Annotated in this window: 17 protein-coding genes and 1 pseudogene; 9 read left to right on the top strand and 9 right to left on the bottom strand. The window is 64.6% G+C overall.

What is annotated here, in order from left to right:
• Window positions 1-303 precede the first annotated feature (303 nt).
• Complete coding sequence (locus ACILRA_RS02870) at window positions 304-1,320, top strand: fatty acid desaturase (protein ID WP_395660583.1); 1,017 nt, start codon at window positions 304-306, stop codon at window positions 1,318-1,320.
• A 13-nt stretch (window positions 1,321-1,333) separates the two neighbouring features.
• Here ACILRA_RS02870 and rpsU read toward each other — a convergent pair whose 3' ends face one another.
• The 3 genes from rpsU to ACILRA_RS02855 are packed head-to-tail and all read right to left on the bottom strand — an operon-like array spanning window position 1,334 to window position 2,228.
• On the bottom strand, window positions 1,334-1,654 hold the full coding sequence (gene rpsU, locus ACILRA_RS02865) for a 30S ribosomal protein S21 (RefSeq protein ID WP_395660582.1): 321 nt from the start codon (window positions 1,652-1,654) through the stop codon (window positions 1,334-1,336).
• Window positions 1,651-1,974, bottom strand: a complete 324-nt coding sequence (locus tag ACILRA_RS02860; RefSeq protein ID WP_395660581.1) for a hypothetical protein — start codon at window positions 1,972-1,974, stop codon at window positions 1,651-1,653. Before ACILRA_RS02860 ends, rpsU begins: the two co-directional genes overlap by 4 nt.
• A gap of 44 nt (window positions 1,975-2,018) precedes the next feature.
• Window positions 2,019-2,228 (bottom strand): cold-shock protein, encoded by a 210-nt coding sequence (locus tag ACILRA_RS02855; protein ID WP_395660580.1) that lies wholly within the window; start codon window positions 2,226-2,228, stop codon window positions 2,019-2,021.
• A 387-nt stretch (window positions 2,229-2,615) separates the two neighbouring features.
• Between ACILRA_RS02855 and ACILRA_RS02850 the strand changes: the two genes are divergently transcribed.
• The 3 genes from ACILRA_RS02850 to ACILRA_RS02840 all read left to right on the top strand — a co-directional run bounded on the left by ACILRA_RS02850 (window position 2,616) and on the right by ACILRA_RS02840 (window position 4,549).
• Window positions 2,616-3,080, top strand: a complete 465-nt coding sequence (locus tag ACILRA_RS02850; protein ID WP_395660579.1) for a hypothetical protein — start codon at window positions 2,616-2,618, stop codon at window positions 3,078-3,080.
• A gap of 122 nt (window positions 3,081-3,202) precedes the next feature.
• Window positions 3,203-3,865 (top strand): HupE/UreJ family protein, encoded by a 663-nt coding sequence (locus tag ACILRA_RS02845; RefSeq protein WP_395660578.1) that lies wholly within the window; start codon window positions 3,203-3,205, stop codon window positions 3,863-3,865.
• Between the two features lie 24 nt (window positions 3,866-3,889).
• Window positions 3,890-4,549: a transmembrane anchor protein gene (locus tag ACILRA_RS02840; RefSeq protein ID WP_395660577.1), complete on the top strand. Its 660-nt coding sequence runs from the start codon at window positions 3,890-3,892 to the stop codon at window positions 4,547-4,549.
• A 102-nt stretch (window positions 4,550-4,651) separates the two neighbouring features.
• Here ACILRA_RS02840 and ACILRA_RS02835 read toward each other — a convergent pair whose 3' ends face one another.
• The 3 genes from ACILRA_RS02835 to ACILRA_RS02825 form a co-directional block, all read right to left on the bottom strand.
• Entirely contained in the window at window positions 4,652-6,571 is a 1,920-nt protein-coding gene (locus tag ACILRA_RS02835) for an ABC transporter permease (RefSeq protein WP_395660576.1), read from the bottom strand.
• A complete protein-coding gene (locus ACILRA_RS02830) occupies window positions 6,568-7,635 on the bottom strand; it encodes a glycine betaine/L-proline ABC transporter ATP-binding protein (RefSeq protein ID WP_395660575.1) in 1,068 nt (355 codons plus the stop codon). The genes ACILRA_RS02835 and ACILRA_RS02830 overlap by 4 nt, the downstream gene beginning before the upstream one ends.
• Before the next feature lie 82 nt (window positions 7,636-7,717).
• Complete coding sequence (locus ACILRA_RS02825) at window positions 7,718-8,653, bottom strand: ABC transporter substrate-binding protein (protein WP_395660574.1); 936 nt, start codon at window positions 8,651-8,653, stop codon at window positions 7,718-7,720.
• A gap of 393 nt (window positions 8,654-9,046) precedes the next feature.
• Here ACILRA_RS02825 and ACILRA_RS02820 point away from each other — a divergent pair, with 393 nt between their 5' ends.
• The 3 genes from ACILRA_RS02820 (at window position 9,047) to ACILRA_RS02810 (ending at window position 13,553) form a co-directional block, all read left to right on the top strand.
• Window positions 9,047-9,904 (top strand): SDR family NAD(P)-dependent oxidoreductase, encoded by an 858-nt coding sequence (locus ACILRA_RS02820; protein WP_395660573.1) that lies wholly within the window; start codon window positions 9,047-9,049, stop codon window positions 9,902-9,904.
• A 261-nt stretch (window positions 9,905-10,165) separates the two neighbouring features.
• Window positions 10,166-10,936 (top strand): SDR family NAD(P)-dependent oxidoreductase, encoded by a 771-nt coding sequence (locus ACILRA_RS02815; protein WP_395660572.1) that lies wholly within the window; start codon window positions 10,166-10,168, stop codon window positions 10,934-10,936.
• A gap of 1 nt (window position 10,937) precedes the next feature.
• Window positions 10,938-13,553, top strand: coding sequence for an HAD-IC family P-type ATPase (locus ACILRA_RS02810; RefSeq protein ID WP_395660571.1), 2,616 nt, complete (start codon window positions 10,938-10,940; stop codon window positions 13,551-13,553).
• Between the two features lie 109 nt (window positions 13,554-13,662).
• Here the strand turns inward: ACILRA_RS02810 and ACILRA_RS02805 are convergent, their stop codons facing one another.
• Window positions 13,663-14,061, bottom strand: coding sequence for an MAPEG family protein (locus ACILRA_RS02805; RefSeq protein WP_395660570.1), 399 nt, complete (start codon window positions 14,059-14,061; stop codon window positions 13,663-13,665).
• A gap of 127 nt (window positions 14,062-14,188) precedes the next feature.
• On the opposite strand from ACILRA_RS02805, the gene ACILRA_RS02800 reads away from it, so the two are divergent.
• Complete coding sequence (locus tag ACILRA_RS02800) at window positions 14,189-14,986, top strand: DUF3108 domain-containing protein (protein WP_395660569.1); 798 nt, start codon at window positions 14,189-14,191, stop codon at window positions 14,984-14,986.
• Between the two features lie 5 nt (window positions 14,987-14,991).
• Window positions 14,992-15,675, top strand: a complete 684-nt coding sequence (locus ACILRA_RS02795) for an META domain-containing protein (RefSeq protein WP_395660568.1) — start codon at window positions 14,992-14,994, stop codon at window positions 15,673-15,675.
• A 29-nt stretch (window positions 15,676-15,704) separates the two neighbouring features.
• Here the strand turns inward: ACILRA_RS02795 and ACILRA_RS02790 are convergent, their stop codons facing one another.
• Together ACILRA_RS02790 and ACILRA_RS02785 are read right to left on the bottom strand one after the other, a co-directional pair.
• Entirely contained in the window at window positions 15,705-16,751 is a 1,047-nt protein-coding gene (locus ACILRA_RS02790; protein WP_395660567.1) for a Gfo/Idh/MocA family protein, read from the bottom strand.
• Window positions 16,752-16,885: 134 nt separating this feature from the next.
• Window positions 16,886-17,194 (bottom strand): annotated as a pseudogene (locus ACILRA_RS02785) (methyl-accepting chemotaxis protein); the annotation flags it as partial.

Here is a 17,194-nt window from a genome sequence, read left to right as displayed (position 1 = left end):
ATGATTACACCTGGTCGGAACGCGCGCTGGTGGACGGCATGCGTGATGTTTTCGGGCACGTCGAGCTTTGCCATTGTTGACCTGCCACTGAACCTCCATCCAGCAGCTTACAGAGCCTTGGAGTGATCCGCGGTGACGATTGCTGGCCGGGATGCAGTTTGGCCTTTCATTTCCGGCTGAGGTACCCCAAATATAGCTCTTCGTCGTTTTGTGCCCTTGAGCCCTGTCGGCTCTTGTGCGGCCCGCCGCCTGACCCCTCCCTGTGTTGCATCCCAAAACCTTTTCTGCGGAGTTTCCAGACAAGTGACGTTCGGCGCGAGAAATTGGTCTTCCCGTCTTGGCATCTACAGGCTTCCTGACAATCGCCGCGCGATTTTCGAGATCGCTGTGACTGCCGTTCCGTTTCTGGGCCTGTGGGGTCTCATGTGGATGCTGGCTGATGTCAGCGCGTGGCTTGCGTTGCCGCTTGCTGTTCCGGCGGCCGGGCTCTTGGTCCGCCTGTTCATGATCCAGCATGATTGCGGTCACAACGCGTTCTTCTCTTCGCGCAAGGCCAATGACTGGACTGGCCGCGTGCTCGGCGTTCTCACCCTCACACCCTATGATTTCTGGCGCCATTCGCACGCGCTTCACCACGCGGGTTCCGGAAATCTGGAGCACCGCGGCATCGGTGATATCGACACCTTGACGGTTGACGAATACCGCTCGCGCAGCCGCTGGGGTAAGCTTCGTTACCGGGTCTACCGCCACCCGCTGGTGATGTTCGTGGCCGGGCCCTCCTACCTGTTCTTCCTGCAGCACCGCCTGCCCGTGGGCGCGATGAACCGCGGGGCCATGCCGTGGCTGAGCACCATGCTCACCAACCTTGGCATCGCGGCGCTTGCCGTTTCGCTGATGATGCTGATGGGCGTTTCAACGTTTCTGGTGATCCATGTTCCGATCATCGCCATCGCCGCATCGGTCGGCGTCTGGCTGTTTTATGTCCAGCATCAGTTCGAGCAGACCTACTGGGAGCAGGACGAGGACTGGTCGCATCCCGATGCTGCCCTGCATGGCAGTTCGTTCTACGACCTACCCGCGCCGCTGATGTGGATCACGGGGAACATCGGCGTTCACCATCTCCACCATCTGTCCAGCCGGATTCCGTTCTACAGGCTTTCGGAGGTTCTGTCGCACCATCCCGAACTGCGCAACATCGGCCGGCTCACGCTTCTGGAGAGCCTGAAATGCGTAAAGCTGGCCCTGTGGGACCAGCAGTCGAAGAGGATGGTTCCGTTCGGTGCGCTCGAGGATCTGCCGGCCAGCGCTGCGGGCCGGTGATCCCACAGTAAGATCAGTTCGAACCGCCGGTTCCGGTGGTGTCGCCAGGCGTGCTTGAGGACCGCGGCGCGCCGCTTGCGGCAAATGGGTTCGAGGGCCGCCTTGGGCGTTCCTTCGGCTTCGGCATGGGCAGAAGCCCTTCGCGCTGTGCCTTCTTTCTTGCCAGCTTCCGAGCCCGGCGAATGGCCTCGGCCTTTTCGCGAACCCGCCGTTCCGATGGCTTTTCATAGGCTGCATGAGCCTTGATCTCACGGAACAGGCCTTCGCGCTGCATCTTCTTCTTGAGGAAGCGCAGGGCTTGTTCGACGTTGTTATCTTTGACGAAGATTCTCAATTCTGTTCGCTCCTGGAGGGCTTCTTTCTATAAAGCTGATATCCGTTCTCGCGCATGCCCGGCGCGATGGCGTTGCGCTGCAGTCCGTGCGGCAGTTTTTCAGCCGGGGAGACCTCGCCAAACCGGCGCCACGGCGAGAGGCTCTGGGGAAGGCCGTCGGGCTTGGACTCCGCAGAGAAGCAGAACAGCCCCTTGCTCTTGATCGAACGATAAAGATAAATCGTACCCGCGAGGGCCATGGGCATCTCCCTTTCGGAAATGGACGTCATGAAATGCCGCGCCGGCCAATCGTGCCGGCGCGTATTGAATTCCCGTTGCACGCGACCAGTAAATCCGTGGTTCGCGCGTGAAGGACTTTTATCGATCAAGCTGCCTGGAGGCGGTCGGCGGAAGACTTGCCGTTCTTCCGGTCAGTCGCAATCTCGTAGGACAGCTTCTGGCCTTCATTGAGGCTGGTCCAGCCAGCCCGCTCAACGGCGCTGATATGCACGAAAACGTCAGGACCGCCCGAGGCCGGCTCGATGAAGCCGAAGCCCTTTTGCGCGTTGAACCACTTCACTGTACCTGTCTGCATGTGTCTTTATCCTTTGCTGCACGAGCTTCCTTCCGCACCATTGCGGATCGAAACCACCGATATTCTTGAAGAGAAGGTGAGAACTCGTGCAAAAAAACAGATAAAAAGGCGCGAGATCGGGCCATCAGACCAAAAGTGTCGATTTGGGTTAGATAGGCTCTTGCCGGTCGCATTACAACGTTAATCGCGGGATGCGGATGGCCGCGGCGGGCTGGCAGCGCCCGCTGCCAGGCTGGTCTTGGCCGGAGACGGTGTTCTTCTGCTTCATGCGAAGGATGAGCGAAGGGACTTCACAATTCTGCCGGAAAGCTCCACATAACGGTTCATCTCGCAGCGGGATGGGGCATGACGGCGGCAGGAATTCAACGGTTGATCCGGAAACGGTGCATGTCCGGCGGTGAGCCGGTGGCCTGGCGCGGGGCAGCGTTTTTTCTGGCATCTGTCTTCCGGCTGTTGATGGGGTCACGGTTCATCCTGCGCCAGCGCTTGAGGGAAGCCGCCATTGCCATCATGGTGGGCTGTCTCATCCTGGCGCCGGTGCCGCTCGCCACTCATCATGATTTGCCGCCTCCTGCTGATGCGAAGAGCGCATGGCTTTCCGGCCATTCCGCCCATGACCACGCCGGACATGGACACAGTCACGACGATGACGAGAGCCATGACCGGGCGGCCGGACACCTTCATGGGCATGATCCTGCCGATCATTCCCATCAGTTCGCCCACTTTCCCGGCGGTCTCAGGCACTGGAACTGGCCAGCGCCGCAACGCTGGCCGCGCACGCTGACGGGCCTTCCTGAGTCCGCTGCGGCCTTCGGCATCGACCGGCCGCCCAAATTGGCGGATCCCGTCTGACACCCCCGGCCACTCCGGCCGCTTTCGACAATTCACGACGAGATATCAATATGAACTTGCCTCATAACCGGGGCGGCTGCGGTCCTTCCATCTTGGACCCCAGGCCGTTCCTGATCTGCCTGTTGGCTCTCACATCCCTCACGGTCCTCTCGACCGCCGCGCTGGCGCACGCCGTCGCCGAGGGCGACAAGGGCTACATCCAGGAGATTTCCGGGATCCATATATTGCCCTTCATCTATCTTGGCGCCAAGCACATGGTCACGGGATATGACCACATCCTGTTCCTGCTCGGCGTCATCTTCTTTCTCTACCGGCTGAAGGACATCGCGCTCTACGTCACCCTCTTCGCCGTCGGCCATTCGACGACGATGCTATTAGGGGTCTATTTCAACATTGGCATCAACAGCTACATCATCGACGCCATCATCGGGCTCTCGGTGGTCTACAAGGCGCTCGACAACATGGGGGCTTACCAGCGCTGGTTTGGCTGGCAGCCCAACACCAAGGCGGCCACCTTCATCTTCGGCCTGTTCCACGGCTTCGGCCTGTCCTCGAAGATCCTCGACTATGACATCGCCCCAGACGGGCTGCTGCCGAATCTGATCGCCTTCAATGTGGGCGTCGAAATCGGCCAGCTCCTGGCGCTTGCCGCCATCCTCATCGTCATGGGGTACTGGCGCCGGACCGCGAGTTTCTGGCGCCACACCTATACGGCCAACACGGTGATGATGACGCTGGGCTTCGTGCTCATCGGCTATCACCTCACCGGCTATATCGTCTCCTGAACATCCGAAGAAGGATAGAACGACATGTACAACAACGACATCCCAACCCGCGCCGAACTGCCGACCACGCGGCAGCTGCTGCGCTCAACCATCATCGCCATCATCTCCGCCATCGTCATATTGGTGACGGTGGTGCTTCCGGCTGAGTACAACATCGATCCCACGGGCATCGGCCGGGCGCTCGGGCTTGCCGAGATGGGCGAGATCAAGCAGCAGCTCGCGGAAGAAGCCGCGCGCGACCGGCTGATGGACGAGCAGCAGCAGGAGCAGCCGCCGGCAGCACCCGCCCCCGGGCAGCAGTCGAGCCTGCTTGGCGACATCCTCTCCGGACTGTTCATCGCCTCGGCCCACGCACAGGACGCGCCTGCCACCCGCTCCGACACAACCACGGTCACGCTCAAGCCGGGTGAAGGCGCCGAAGTGAAACTGCGCATGCTGAAGGGCGCGAAGGTGACGTTCACCTGGAGCGTCGAAGGCGGAGTCGTGAACTTCGATATGCACGGCGACGGCGGCGGCGAGGAGGTCAGCTACGAAAAGGGCAGGGCCGTTCCGGCAGCCGAAGGCGTCCTCGAGGCGGGGTTTGACGGCAAGCACGGCTGGTTCTGGCGAAACCGCGGAAAGGCCGATGTGACCGTCATCCTCAAGACGGACGGAGAGTACACAGAGATTAAGCGGATGATGTGAGCCGCCATAGCTGGCTTTCGTTCCGGCCGGGTGGAATCACCTGGCCGGAACGAACACGCTCACGTTTGTCCGCAGGATCAGGCGGCAACTGCCGCGATGGTTTCAGATGGATGCACCCTGCTTGCGCAGGCGTGACCAAGTCAGGATCAGGTGGTCGACCATGAGCCCCATAAAGGCCACCGCGAAGCCGAGCACGAGCCCCTTTCCGACGTCGGTAGAGGAGAGCGCGCGTTGCATTTCCTGGCCGAGATCCTGCGTGCCGATGAACGCGGCGATGATCACCATGAAGAGTGCGAACATCACGGACTGATTGGCGCCGACCAGGATGGTGGGAACGGCGAGCGGCAGCTTGACGTGCCAAAGCAGCTGGCGCTCGCTGGCGCCCGACATGGCGGCCGCCTCGATGGTCTCGGGCGGCACGTTGCGCAATCCTTCGATCATGTATCTGACGATCGGAACCGTCGCGAATACAGTGATGGCGGCGATGACCGCCACGTCGTTGACGCCGAAGAGCATGATCACCGGAATGAGGTATATGAAGCTCGGGAAGGTCTGCAGCGTGTCGCAGATGAGGAGCGCGCGCTCCGCCCGCTCAGGCCGGCGGGCGCTCAGGATGCCGATCGGCAGGCCGAGCAGCAGCGCCAGTGCCACCGCGGCAAGCACCATGTAGACGGTGATCATGGCCCGGTCCCACCAGCCGGAGAGTGCGATCGGCACGAAGAAGGCGAGGCAGACGAGTGCTGAGCGCGCTCCCCCCGTCCGCCATCCGATCGCCGCCAGCAGGGCAAGCACCGAGACCACCGGGAACCACAGGAAGGCATTGCGCAGCGGAATAAGAACCCATGTGATGAGGAACCAGCGCAGCCACTCGGTAACCGGCGTGATGAGCCAGATGAAGGCGTTCATGGCGTCATCGATGGGCCCTGCGATGCTGAGCGCCTGGCTGCGCTCCACCTCCACGAAGTAATCGTTGATCCCGGCCAGCCCGAAACCGGCCGCCAAAAGGGCTGCCCACACCACCAGCATGCGGTGCCGCTCCAGCCAGCCCGCATGCTCGGGAAGATGGACCGGCTGGCGATGGGCCCAGGCTTTGGACATCCGGTCCAGCACGATCGCCAGCAGCACGATGGTGATGCCGATCTCAACCGACAGCCCGATCTTGAGTGCCTGCAGCAACTGCAGCAGTTTCTGCCCGAGCCCCGGCATGCCGATGAACGAGGCGAGGACCACCATGGCGAGGCTCTGCATGATGACCTGGTTGACGCCGATCAGCAGCTCCGTGCGTGCCGCCGGAATGCGCACGCGGCTCATCAGCTGCCAGCGCGTTGCGCCGCTCATCTTGCCGCTCTCGATGATTTCGGGGGAAACCTCTCTGAGGCCCAGCAGCGTCATGCGGATCATCGGCGGCACGGCGAAAATGATGGTTACGATCGCCCCGGCCTTCGGCCCGACGCCGATGAACACCACGACCGGGATCATGTAGGCGAAGTGGGGCAGGGACTGCGCGATGTTGAGGAGCGGATTGAGGATCACTTCCGCCAGCCGGAAGCGCCAGGCCAGTGTGCCGAGCAGCAGTCCGAGGAGCACTGAAACGGGCACCGCCACGACGATGACGGACAACGTCTCCATCGCCCATTTCCACTGCCCCATGACGGCGATCCAGACGAAGGTTCCGCCTGACAGTACCGCCAGCCGCCAGCCACCCAGCACATAGCCCGCGACGCCTGCCGTCGCGGCGATCACCACCCAGGGAATGGGGCCGATCCGGGGCCAGCGTGACTTGCCGTAGAGCAGGTTCGCGGTGACGTCGAGGCCGAACTCCACCACGTCGGAGAAGGCGCGCGTCACCGCCATCAGTCCCAGGTCGTCGCGCATGAAGTTGAAGGCGGTGTTGATCCAGTCGGCGAACGGCAGGATCATCGCATCGGGAAAGCGGATCATGCCCTCAGGAAGATAGTCCTTGCCAAGCGCCAGCGCCACGGCCACGGCCAGGAGCAGCCATCCGCCCTGCCGGTAGCTCATGCCGTTGTCCGCGCGGGGTCCGGGGACGGCGGGACGGTTTCCGGCCCCAGCAGCAGGTCAAGTGCGCGGGAGCGGTCGAGCAGGCCCAGTATCCGGCCATCATGGGCTGCCACCGGAATGAGGGCGCGCGTATCCGCCACCAGCTGGCGGGCAATCTCATGGAGCGTAGCGTTGCCGGGCAATGGCGGGCCTGTCACCTCGCGGCCGTTCACGGGGTTGGCGAAGGCTGAGGCATGCACCACCCGGGCGCGGTCCACGGCCGAGGTGAACTTCGCCACATAATCCGTGGCAGGCGCCATGACGATCCGTTCCGGCGTGTCGCACTGCTCGACCATGCCGTCCTTCATGATGGCGATCCGGTCGGCGAGCCGCAGGGCCTCGTCGAAGTCGTGGGTGATGAACACGATGGTCTTGGCCATCATGGCCTTGAGGCGGAGGAATTCGTCCTGCATCTCGCGGCGGATCAGCGGGTCGAGCGCCGAGAAGGGCTCGTCGAGAAACCAGATGTCGGGCTCCACCGCCAGCGAGCGCGCGATGCCCACGCGCTGCTGCTGCCCGCCGGAGAGCTCGCGGGGGAAATAGCCCTCGCGCCCAGCGAGTCCCACGAGCGAAAGCATCTCGGTGGCGCGGGCGATACGTGATGTACGGTTCTGGCCGCGCATCTCGAGCGGGAAGGCGACATTGTCGAGAACCGTGCGGTGTGGAAGCAGGCCGAAGCTCTGGAACACCATGCCCATCTTGCGGCGGCGCAATTCGATGAGCTCGGGCTCCGTCATCGCGCCAATGTCGCGGCCCTCGATGATGACGCTGCCGCTGGTCGAATCGATCAGCCGGGCAAGGCACCTCACCAGCGTCGACTTGCCGGAGCCTGACAGGCCCATGACCACCAGCATCTCGCCTGTGGCAATGTCCAGCGACGCGTTCCTGACCGCCGCGATCAGGCCCAGCGACTGCAGTTCCTCCGTGGTGGTCTGCGGCGACAGGCGCGGGGCGATGCGGTCCACGTTCTTGCCGAAGACTTTCCAGAGGTTCCGGCACGAAATGGCGATGTCTCGATCGGCCAAGCTATTCTCCGCTGCTGAAAGCCACCCGGCTCGAGCCGGGTGGCGGTTCATGTGCAGGTCAGATCGGTCGAACCGCTTGGGTTCACTCGGTCCAGGGCTTCCAGAGGCCTTCGTTGGCCTTCAGCCAAGCCGTGGCGGCTGCTTCCGGCTCCATGCCATCGATGTCCACGAGTTTTGCCATCTCGGCGATCTGCGCATTGGTGAAGGACACCTTCTGCAGCGTGGCATAGGCCTTGGGCCACTTCTCCTTCATGCCATCCCAGGCGGCGATCTTGAGATAGCCGTTGGCGGGATTGCCGCAATCATAGAGCTTGTCCGGCATCGGGCCCACGGCGGGATCCTTGTCGCAGCCCTCGACCCATTCCGGAAAGTTTACGAACTCGCCGGGCCAGACGGCTTCGGCAAAGTTGGGGGTCCAGTTGAACACCACGATCGGCTTCTTGGTCTTCTCGGCAGCGGCGATCTCGGCCCACAGTGCGGCAGCCGAACCGGCGTTGACGACCACGAAGTTCATGCCCAGCGCGTCGACCTTCTCCTGGTCGTGCTTGAGCCAGTCCACCGGCCCGCCGAGGAAGCGGCCCTTGTTGCCGGTTTCCGGCGTGGCGAACTTCTCGGCGCACTCGTTGAGCGCCTTCCAGTCGGGCAGGCCCGGGCAGGCCTCCTTGGTCCACATCGGATACCACCAGTCCTCGCGGGTGACGGCATTGTGGGTGGCAGCGTCATGAAGTCCGCCCTTTTCCAGTGCCGCCCGGAAGGACTTGCCAAATGCGCCTTCCCAGACTTCCACTTCCAGCGCGGCATCGCCGAGGCGAACGGACTCATAGACGGCCTGGCTGTCGGTCGAGACGTACTCGACCGAATTGCCCATCGACTGGAAGATCTGGCCGACCACGTTGCTCATCACGACCTGACTGGACCAGTTGTGAGTCGGAATGACGATCGGATCAGCCGAATCGCTGGCGTGGGCGCTGCTGACACCCAGCGCCAGGGCTGCCGCAGCGAGAATTCTCAGTTTCATTGCATGGCTCCTGTTTCGCGTTTCATGCGCCCCATTTGCCGGGGCGTCGTTACTCCCCGGAAAGTAAACTTACTTTCCTGAGGGTGAACCGTATTTCACGTGTCCGGAAGGTGTCAACTCAATTCACGTCTCGCAGCCAGTCGGGCCGGAGGCGGGCTTCCAACTGTCTCTGCCGTCATCTCAGCTGCAGGCTAACGCAGTGCGGAGATTTTGCTCATGCGCGGAAATCGCCAGAAAAACAGCCATTTGACCAATCCTTGTTCAAGCTCCGGCGCGCCGGGGGGAGGGTGCGCCAGCGTAAGCCTTGGTCCGTCTCGCCTGTGGCTTGACATCCCTTCCATCGATGACCCAATGCATGGCAACCGCCATCAGGCCAGAGAAGGATCAAAGCACATGACACACCCCGCAATTCAAGCCGGAAACGTCGCCGTCGTCACCGGCGGCGCGGCGGGCATCGGGCTGGCTGCAGCCGTGGCCTTCGCGCGGGCAGGCCTCAAGGTCTGTATTGCCGACATGGGCGAGGAGAGGCTCGCCGCCGCCGCGCGCCACATTCAGGAGGCAGCACCGAAGGGTGCGGACCAGGTGATGACGTCGGAGACAGACGTGAGCCGCCTTGAGGAAGTCTCTGCCCTGGCAGACAGGGTGAGATCGCGCTGGGGCGGCGTCGACGTGCTGATGAACAATGCCGGCATCCAGCCGGGAAGCGCCATGTTCGGCCCGCGTGAGAACTGGGAGCGCGTGATCGCGGTGAACCTCTGGGGCGTCATCAACGGCGTGCAGGCCTTCGTGCCGGAGATGATCAAGCAAGAAAAGCCGGGGCTGGTCATCAACACCGGCTCGAAGCAGGGCATCACCACACCGCCGGGCGATCCGGCCTACAATGTCTCGAAGGCTGGCGTGAAGGTCATGACGGAGGCGCTGGCGCATGAGTTGCGCAATGCCGCGGGCGGCCGCATCTCCGTGCATCTCCTCATTCCCGGTTTTGTCTTCACGGAACTGACGGCGAAGGGCCGAACCGCAAAGCCCGCGGGCGCCTGGACGCCGGAACAGACGGTGGATTTCATGCTCGAGCGGCTTGCCGCGGGCGATTTCTACATCCTCTGCCCGGACAATGAGGTGACCCGCGCGCTCGATGAGAAGCGCATCCTCTGGGCGGCTGGCGACATCGTGGAGAACCGTCCGCCGCTGTCACGCTGGCATGGCGCCTATGACGAGGCCTTCGCCGCCTTCGTGAAAGGCCAGAAGGACTGAAGCAGACGCCCGCGGCCGCTGTTGAGGGCTCCTGCGTCTCAGTCAGGTCACCCGCATCGGCGCGCCTGACGCGGTTGAGAAGGCTATCCCCGCCCGGTTCAACTCTCCGCGAGCAGGATATCGACGTCGGCTGTGCTGCGGCGGCGCCCTCGGGACCCGCCGGGACATTACGGAACCGTAAGTTTCGGGCTTGATCCTCCGCAAGGCCGGGCGGGCTCACGCCAGCGATACTGGGTCCATTCCAGCAAAAGGAGACATCGCATGAACCGGCTTTGTGGAAAGATTGCCGCCGTCACTGGCGGCTCTGTGGGAATCGGGCGCGCCTGCGTGATCCGCATGGCGGAGGAGGGGGCGAAGGTCGCGATCCTTGACGTGAAGGAGGCGGAAGGCCGGGCGCTTGCCGCGGAACTTGCCGCGCGCGGCTTTGAGGCTGCCTTCTGGACGCTCGACGTGACGGACGAGAAGGCGGTCAAATCCGCCATCGATGCGGTGGCCGCGCGCTTCGGCGGGTTGAACGTTCTGGTGAACAATGCGGGCATCTCGGGCTCGCCAGAGCCGACGGCAGATGTGAGCGAGGCGGAATGGGACCGCGTGCAGGCGGTCAACGTCAAGGGCGTGTTCTTCGCCACCAAGCACGCCATTCCGCACATGCGCACCGCGGGCGGCGGGGCGATCGTCAACCTCTCATCGATCGCGGGGCTGATCGGCATCGGCGGGATCGCGCCCTATCACGCCTCGAAGGGCGCGGTCCGCCTGATGAGCAAGAACGACGCGATCACCTATGCGGCAGAGAAGATCCGCGTCAATTCCATCCACCCCGCCTATATCTGGACACCGATGGTGGAGAACCACCTGCGCGCCACCTCGGACGACCTTGAGGCCGCGAAGGCCGCCGCAGGGGCCATGCACCCCATCGGCCACATGGGAGAGCCTGATGACATCGCCTGGGCGGTGGTCTGGCTGGCCTCGGAGGAGGCGAAATTCGTGACCGGCGCTGAAATCGCCATCGACGGCGGCTACACGGCGCGCTGAGGTGGCGCTCGCCGATCCTCACGCCCGGACAGCGGAAGACTGCCTCGCAGCCCTCTCTGCGAGTGCTGGGGGCCTGGCTGCTGAGGAGGCGGCGCGGCGGCTGGCCGAGCATGGTCCCAACCGGCTGCCCGAGCCCGGCAGGCGCGGCCTGCTCATGCGGTTCCTGGCGCAGTTCAACAATGTGCTGATCTATGTCTTGCTGGCGGCAGCACTGGTAACCGCAGGCCTCCAGCACTGGGTGGACACCGCCGTGATCCTGGCCGTGGTGCTGGCCAATGCGTTGATCGGATATCTGCAGGAGGGCAAGGCCGAGCAGGCGATGGCGGCGATCCACGCCATTCTGGCGCCGCGCGCCGCCGTGCTGCGCGGCGGGCGCCGTGTCACGGTGAACGGCGCGGATCTCGTACCGGGCGACGTCGTCCTGCTGGAGGCAGGCGACAAGGTCCCCGCCGACCTCCGCGTGCTCGCTGCGCGCGGGCTTGCGGCGCAGGAGGCGATCCTGACGGGCGAATCCGTCCCGGTGGATAAGGGCACCATGCCCGTGGCGAAGCACGCGGCCCTCGGTGACCGCCGGCCGATGCTGTGGTCGGGCACGCTGGTCACGCAGGGCGCGGCGCGCGGCCTCGTGGTGGCCACCGGCAGCGCCACGGAGATCGGCCGCATCGGCGGCCTGCTGGCGGATGTCGAGCAGCTCACGACGCCGCTCGTCGCGCAGATCGACCATTTCGCGCGCTGGCTGTCCTTCCTTGTCCTGCTCGCCGCCGGTCTGTTGCTGGCCTACGGTTATTTCGTCGGGCACCAGGATTTCTCACACCTCTTCATGGTTGTCGTCGGCATTGCCGTGGCGGCGATCCCGGAAGGGCTGTCGGCGGTCATGACCATCACGCTGGCGATTGGCGTGCAGGCCATGGCGCGGCGCAATGCCATCGTCCGCCGCCTGCCCGCCATCGAGGCGATCGGCTCCGTCTCGGTGATCTGCACCGACAAGACCGGCACGCTGACCCGCAACGAGATGATGGTCACCGTGGCCGAGACGGCGGAAGGCTCCTTCACCATCACGGGCGAGGGCTATGCACCGGAAGGCACGGTAAGCCCCGCAGGCGGCCTGGCCCGCCTCGCCCGCGCCGCTTGCCTGTGCAACGACGCGGCGATCAGCAATCGCGGCGGGCATTGGATCGTCGATGGCGATCCGATGGAGGGGGCCTTGCTGGCTTTCGCCGGAAAAGTCATGGGTGATCACCGGGGGCACCGGCTCGACGCCATTCCCTTCGACAGCCGCCACCGCTTCATGGCCGTGCTCATTGACGGTCCGGAGGGCCGCATCACCCTTGTGAAGGGTGCGCCAGAGCGGGTGCTGCACATGTGCGCCGGGGTCGACATTCACCACTGGCATGCCCGCGCCGATGCGCTGGCGCGCCAGGGCCTCCGGGTGCTGGCGCTGGCCGAGCGCCCCGGGCAGGAAGCCGCCATCGATGCTGCCATGCTGGAGGGATCGCTGCAGTTTCTGGGCCTCGTTGGCCTCATCGATCCGCCGCGGGCCGAGGCCATTGCTGCGGTTGCCGAATGCCGGGCGGCGGGCATCAGGGTGAAGATGATCACCGGCGACCATGCAGGCACCGCCACCGCCATCGCCCGCCAGATTGGCCTCGTCAATGCGCAGCAGGTGCTGACTGGCGCAGACCTCGACAGGCTCGACGACGCGGGGCTTCAGCTCGAGGCCGCCAATGTCGACGTCTTCGCCCGCACCAGCCCCGAGCACAAGCTGCGGCTGGTGATGGCGCTGCAGGCCGCCGGCCTCTCGGTGGCGATGACGGGCGACGGGGTGAACGACGCGCCGGCCTTGAAGCGCGCTGATGCCGGCATTGCCATGGGCCTCAAGGGCTCGGAGGCCGCCAAGGAGGCCGCCGACCTCGTCCTGGCGGACGACAACTTCGCCTCGATCGCCGCCGCCGTGCGCGAGGGCCGCACCGTCTACGACAATCTCAAGAAGGTGATCAGCTGGACGCTGCCCACTGACGCGGGCGAGGCGATGACCATCGTCGTGGCCCTGGTTGCCGGCCTCGCCATGCCGGTCACGCCGGTGCAGATTCTGTGGGTCAACCTCATCACCGCCATCACCCTCGGCCTTGCGCTGGCCTTCGAGCCGACGGAAGCTGCCACCATGTCACGCCCGCCGCGCCGCCGTGACGCGCCGATCCTGTCGGGCGAGCTCATCTGGCACGTGGTGCTGGTGGCGCTGCTGTTTCTCGCCGCGGTATTCGGCGTCTTCACCTACGCCATCGACGCGGGCCATTCGCTTGCCCTCGCCCAGACCATGGCAATGAACACGCTGGTGGTGCTGGAGATCTTCCACCTCTTCTTCATCCGCAACATCCACGGCACCTCGCTCACATGGGATGCCGTTCGCGGCACAAGGGCCGTGTGGTTCGTCGTCGCCGCCGTCACCGCAGCGCAATTCGCCGTTACCTACCTGCCGCCGCTGCAGCGCCTGCTTGGCACCGAACCCGTCCCGCTGCGCGATGGGCTGCTGATCGTGGGCGTGGGTGCTGCCTTCTTTGCGATCATCGAGATCGAGAAGCAGATCCGGCTGGGCCTGAAGGCGGGTGCCGCGCGCTAGCGCGCGTTCCGACCAGGTGGAATCACCTGGTCGAAAAGAACTCGCGCAAGATCAATAGTTTGAGCATGATCTTATCGCAAAAGTGGTTTCCACTTTTGCGGATCATGCTCTAATGCGCCATGATGTTCGCAACCGCACCGAAGAAGCAGGCCGCCGCCGCGGCGCCGATCATTGCGAACGTCGCCATCATGCCACCGATCCTGAACGCAAAGGTTTCCTTCGGCTGCGACACCCCGTAGGCATGAGCCACGCGGCCGGCGAGCAGCACAAGGCCAAGCAGATGCAGCAACCACGGCCATGTGCCGAGGTTCTCGGCCAGGGCCATCAGCAGCAATGCGAAGGGCACGTACTCCGCGAAATTGGCGTGAACGCGCATCCGGCGCAGCAGCGCCATGTCTCCGCCGTCTCCCACCGCCACCTTTGCGCCCCGCCGCCGCCGGATCACCCGCATGGAGAGAAAGATGAAGAGCGGCGCAAGAAGGCCGGCATAGAGGGCGGTGATCGGCACGTTGAGTTCCCCGGGTTGCTGGTCGGAAACGGCAGGTTTGCGCTGCCAGATCACTCCATCTGTTCAACACACTCCCGCCAAAGTTGGGGGTTTAGAGTATCAGCCTGGAATGGGAAATGGATTTGACATGCGGATTGCCCTTGCAGCGGCCGCCTTCCTGGCCTCAGCCGCGGCTTCGGCCCAGGCAGAACCGGTTAGCACGGTATCGGTTTCCTACAATATCGACGTCGGCCCGGTGACCATGACGGTGGTGAAGTATGGTCTGGACCTGACGGAGGGTGCCATGCGCTCCCGCGCCCAGGTCAAGAGCCACGGCATCAGCCGCGTGTTTGCCGAGTACACCGCCAAGGTGGAGGCGGAAAGCCGCGCACGCGGACCCGCCATCGACCCGGTCAGCTTCCGGCTGGTGCGCGAGCGGGACGAAAAAACGCGCGAAGCCCGCCTGCAGTGGACGGATGGCGGCGGCATCGACTATTCCCCGCGCGAGAAGAAGGCCGAGCGCCGCGCCCGGATCGACAACGCGCTCACTGCCGAGGTGGCCGACCCGATGACGGCCGTCCTCAGGATCGGCACCGCCGGCGAGACGCCGTGTCCCTCTGTTCATCAGATCTTCGATGGGCGCGACGTGTTCGAGCTGGCGCTTATCGACAAGGGCGAGGGCGCGATGACGGGCGATGGCTACAGCGGCCGGGTGCGGAACTGCGAGGTAAGCTGGACGCCCATCGCCGGCCGCGCGGCGGAGAAAAATGAGCCGCGTGAAAGCTATGACGTCTCCTTCGCGCCGATCGGCGAACTGCCGTCGGGGCGCACGCTGTGGCTTCCCGTGTCGCTGTCGGGAAAGCTCAAGGGCCTGCCCTTCAGCGCCTATGTGACGAAACTCAAGTCGGAAGGCGAGGCTGCCAGCACAGCCTCGACCGGGAATTGACCGGCTTGCGCTGGGCGATCATCGGTCTCGCGGCGGTCCTCACCGCGGGGGCCTCCCATGCAGCTGATGACAGCCTCACCGCCCGCGGCAATGAGCCGTCGTGGCGGCTCGACGTGTCGGCTGCGGGTATAGATTTCGAGGCGCCGGGCCTCGGCCTGACGTTCAAGGCCCCGGTGGCGGCGCGTGACGTGCAGGACGGCCGCCCGCGCTTCATCGCCGAGGCCGGTGGTGAGCGGCTGGAGGCCACGGTCATCGAGCAGCCCTGTGCTGACACGATGACGGGCATGCCCTTTCCCACCGGCGTGGAGGTCAGCTACGCGGGCCGCACGTTCCAGGGCTGTGGAGGCGAGATCATGAGCGCAATCGAAGGCGGCTGGCGGGTGATCCGCCTGGGCGGCAGCCTGGTGCCTGAGGGCGTGATGGTCACCATCGAATTCGGCAAGGAAGGCCGGGTGAGCGGGCGGAGCGGCTGCAACCGCTTCAGCGGTGGCTACACGCTGACGGGTGAAGGCCTGTCCTTCGGCCCCCTGCGCGTGACCCGCATGGCCTGCCCCGAGCCCCAGATGGAAACCGAACAACGCTTCCTCGATCTCATCCAGAAGGTGAGCCGCGCCACACCGGGCGAGAACCGCCAGCTGCGGCTGATGGCGGGCGACGAACAGGCGATGGTCCTCGACCGGGCCGACTGAAGCCTGGCTTCCGGACGCGCGCTGGCGTGTCAGGCCTTTGGCAGCCACAGCGCGGGCTTCACCGCGGCATGCGAGCGGGCCGCCTCGTAGGCGGCCTCCACGAGCGCATAGGTCTTGAGATTGTCCTCGCCCGAAGTGTCGGCGGGAAGGCCGTCGCGCACGCGCTCGAACATGTGGCGGTTGGTGTGCAGCACGGCCTCCTGCGAGACGTGCCAGGGTCTGCTCGTCCAATGAAGGAGGGGGCCGCCGACCTGGTCCTCGAAGGTGAGGCCCTGGGTGGTGACGGTCATCTTCTCGCCCTTGGTGAGGATCAGCGAGCCGCCGTCACCCTCGATTTCCAGCATGGTCTCGGGGAATGGGTCGTCGCCGCGCTTGGCGCCGTAGGTCGCCTCCACCACGGAGACGGCACCCGAGGTGTGGCGCATCATGATCGTCGCGGTATCCTCCGCGCGGATTCTCGGGTTGCGCTTCTGCGTCTCGCAGGACAGGTGTGCGACTTCGCCCAGGAAGAAGCGCGCGAGATCGAGGATGTGGATGCCGACGTCCTGGATCACGAGCTTCTCTTCCTCCGCCAGATAGGGCTGGCCGCGATAGACGTCGAAGCCCGTCCGCCAGGAGAGCCTGGCCCAGGTCGGCGTGCCGATGGTGCCCTGTGTCAGCACCTTTTTCACGGCCCGCATGGCGCTGGCGAAGCGGAAATTCTCGTGCACGGCAAGCCATGACTGGTGCATGCGCGCCTTCTCGACGATGGCGATGCACTCCTCCCATGTGGGCGCGAATGGCTTCTGCACAACAGCCGGCACTCCGCGCTCAGCCGCGATCGCCGCCAGTTCCCGGTGGGTGTCCATACGGGTGGCGATGTCGAGGAGGCCGATCTCCACCTTGTCCAGCATGGCATTCATGTCGGTGAAGTGGGGCACACCGAACTTGGCGCCCGCAGCCTCGGCGCGCGCCGGGTCACGGTCACAGACGGCGGAGAGTACTGCGCCCTCGGCGCCAAGGTCCGACCAGGCATGCAAGTGGTTCTGGGCATAAAAGCCGCAACCCACCATGCCCACTGCCACCGTCTTCCGCATCGCCTGCCTCCCCAGTTTCAATTTCGACGGCCACTCTGCGGGCGCGTGCAATACCTGTCAACGCTGTGGCAAACGAAATGGGCCCCGTCACTTGCAGGACGGGGCCCGGTCGCATGCGCGCTCAGAGGGAGGTATCAGAACTCTTCCCAGCCCTCCGCGGACTCAGCCCTTGCTGCGGCAGCGTTGCCGCCGGCGGCAGCCGTCTTCCTGCGTGTCGGGGCAGAGCGGACCGGCTTATGCTGCTCGCGGGCTTCCTCCGCCTGGGCGATGATGGCGCTGGCCGCGGTGGTGAAGCGCGAGACGATCTGCGCCAACTCGGTTGACTGTTGCGTCAGCGTGCGGGTGGCGGCGGTAGCCTCTTCCACCATGGCGGCGTTCTGCTGGGTCACCTGGTCCATCTGGTCGACGGCGGTGTTGACCTCCTGCAGACCCGTCGCCTGCTG

Origin of the sequence: Aestuariivirga sp. (genome assembly GCF_044239095.1) — a bacterium.
Taxonomy (GTDB): domain Bacteria; phylum Pseudomonadota; class Alphaproteobacteria; order Rhizobiales; family Aestuariivirgaceae; genus Aestuariivirga.
The sequence above is the reverse complement of the archived record's forward strand: the minus strand, read 5'-3'. Positions and strand labels throughout refer to the sequence as shown.

Bases quoted from the DNA above. Each gene is read 5' to 3' on its own strand.
- ACILRA_RS02855 (WP_395660580.1), bottom strand. From the start codon at position 2,228: ATGCAGACAGGTACAGTGAAGTGGTTCAACGCGCAAAAGGGCTTCGGC.
- ACILRA_RS02850 (WP_395660579.1), top strand. From the start codon at position 2,616: ATGTCCGGCGGTGAGCCGGTGGCCTGGCGCGGGGCAGCGTTTTTTCTG.
- ACILRA_RS02840 (WP_395660577.1), top strand. From the start codon at position 3,890: ATGTACAACAACGACATCCCAACCCGCGCCGAACTGCCGACCACGCGG.
- ACILRA_RS02835 (WP_395660576.1), bottom strand. From the start codon at position 6,571: ATGAGCTACCGGCAGGGCGGATGGCTGCTCCTGGCCGTGGCCGTGGCG.
- ACILRA_RS02825 (WP_395660574.1), bottom strand. From the start codon at position 8,653: ATGAAACTGAGAATTCTCGCTGCGGCAGCCCTGGCGCTGGGTGTCAGC.
- ACILRA_RS02820 (WP_395660573.1), top strand. From the start codon at position 9,047: ATGACACACCCCGCAATTCAAGCCGGAAACGTCGCCGTCGTCACCGGC.
- ACILRA_RS02815 (WP_395660572.1), top strand. From the start codon at position 10,166: ATGAACCGGCTTTGTGGAAAGATTGCCGCCGTCACTGGCGGCTCTGTG.
- ACILRA_RS02800 (WP_395660569.1), top strand. From the start codon at position 14,189: ATGCGGATTGCCCTTGCAGCGGCCGCCTTCCTGGCCTCAGCCGCGGCT.
- ACILRA_RS02790 (WP_395660567.1), bottom strand. From the start codon at position 16,751: ATGCGGAAGACGGTGGCAGTGGGCATGGTGGGTTGCGGCTTTTATGCC.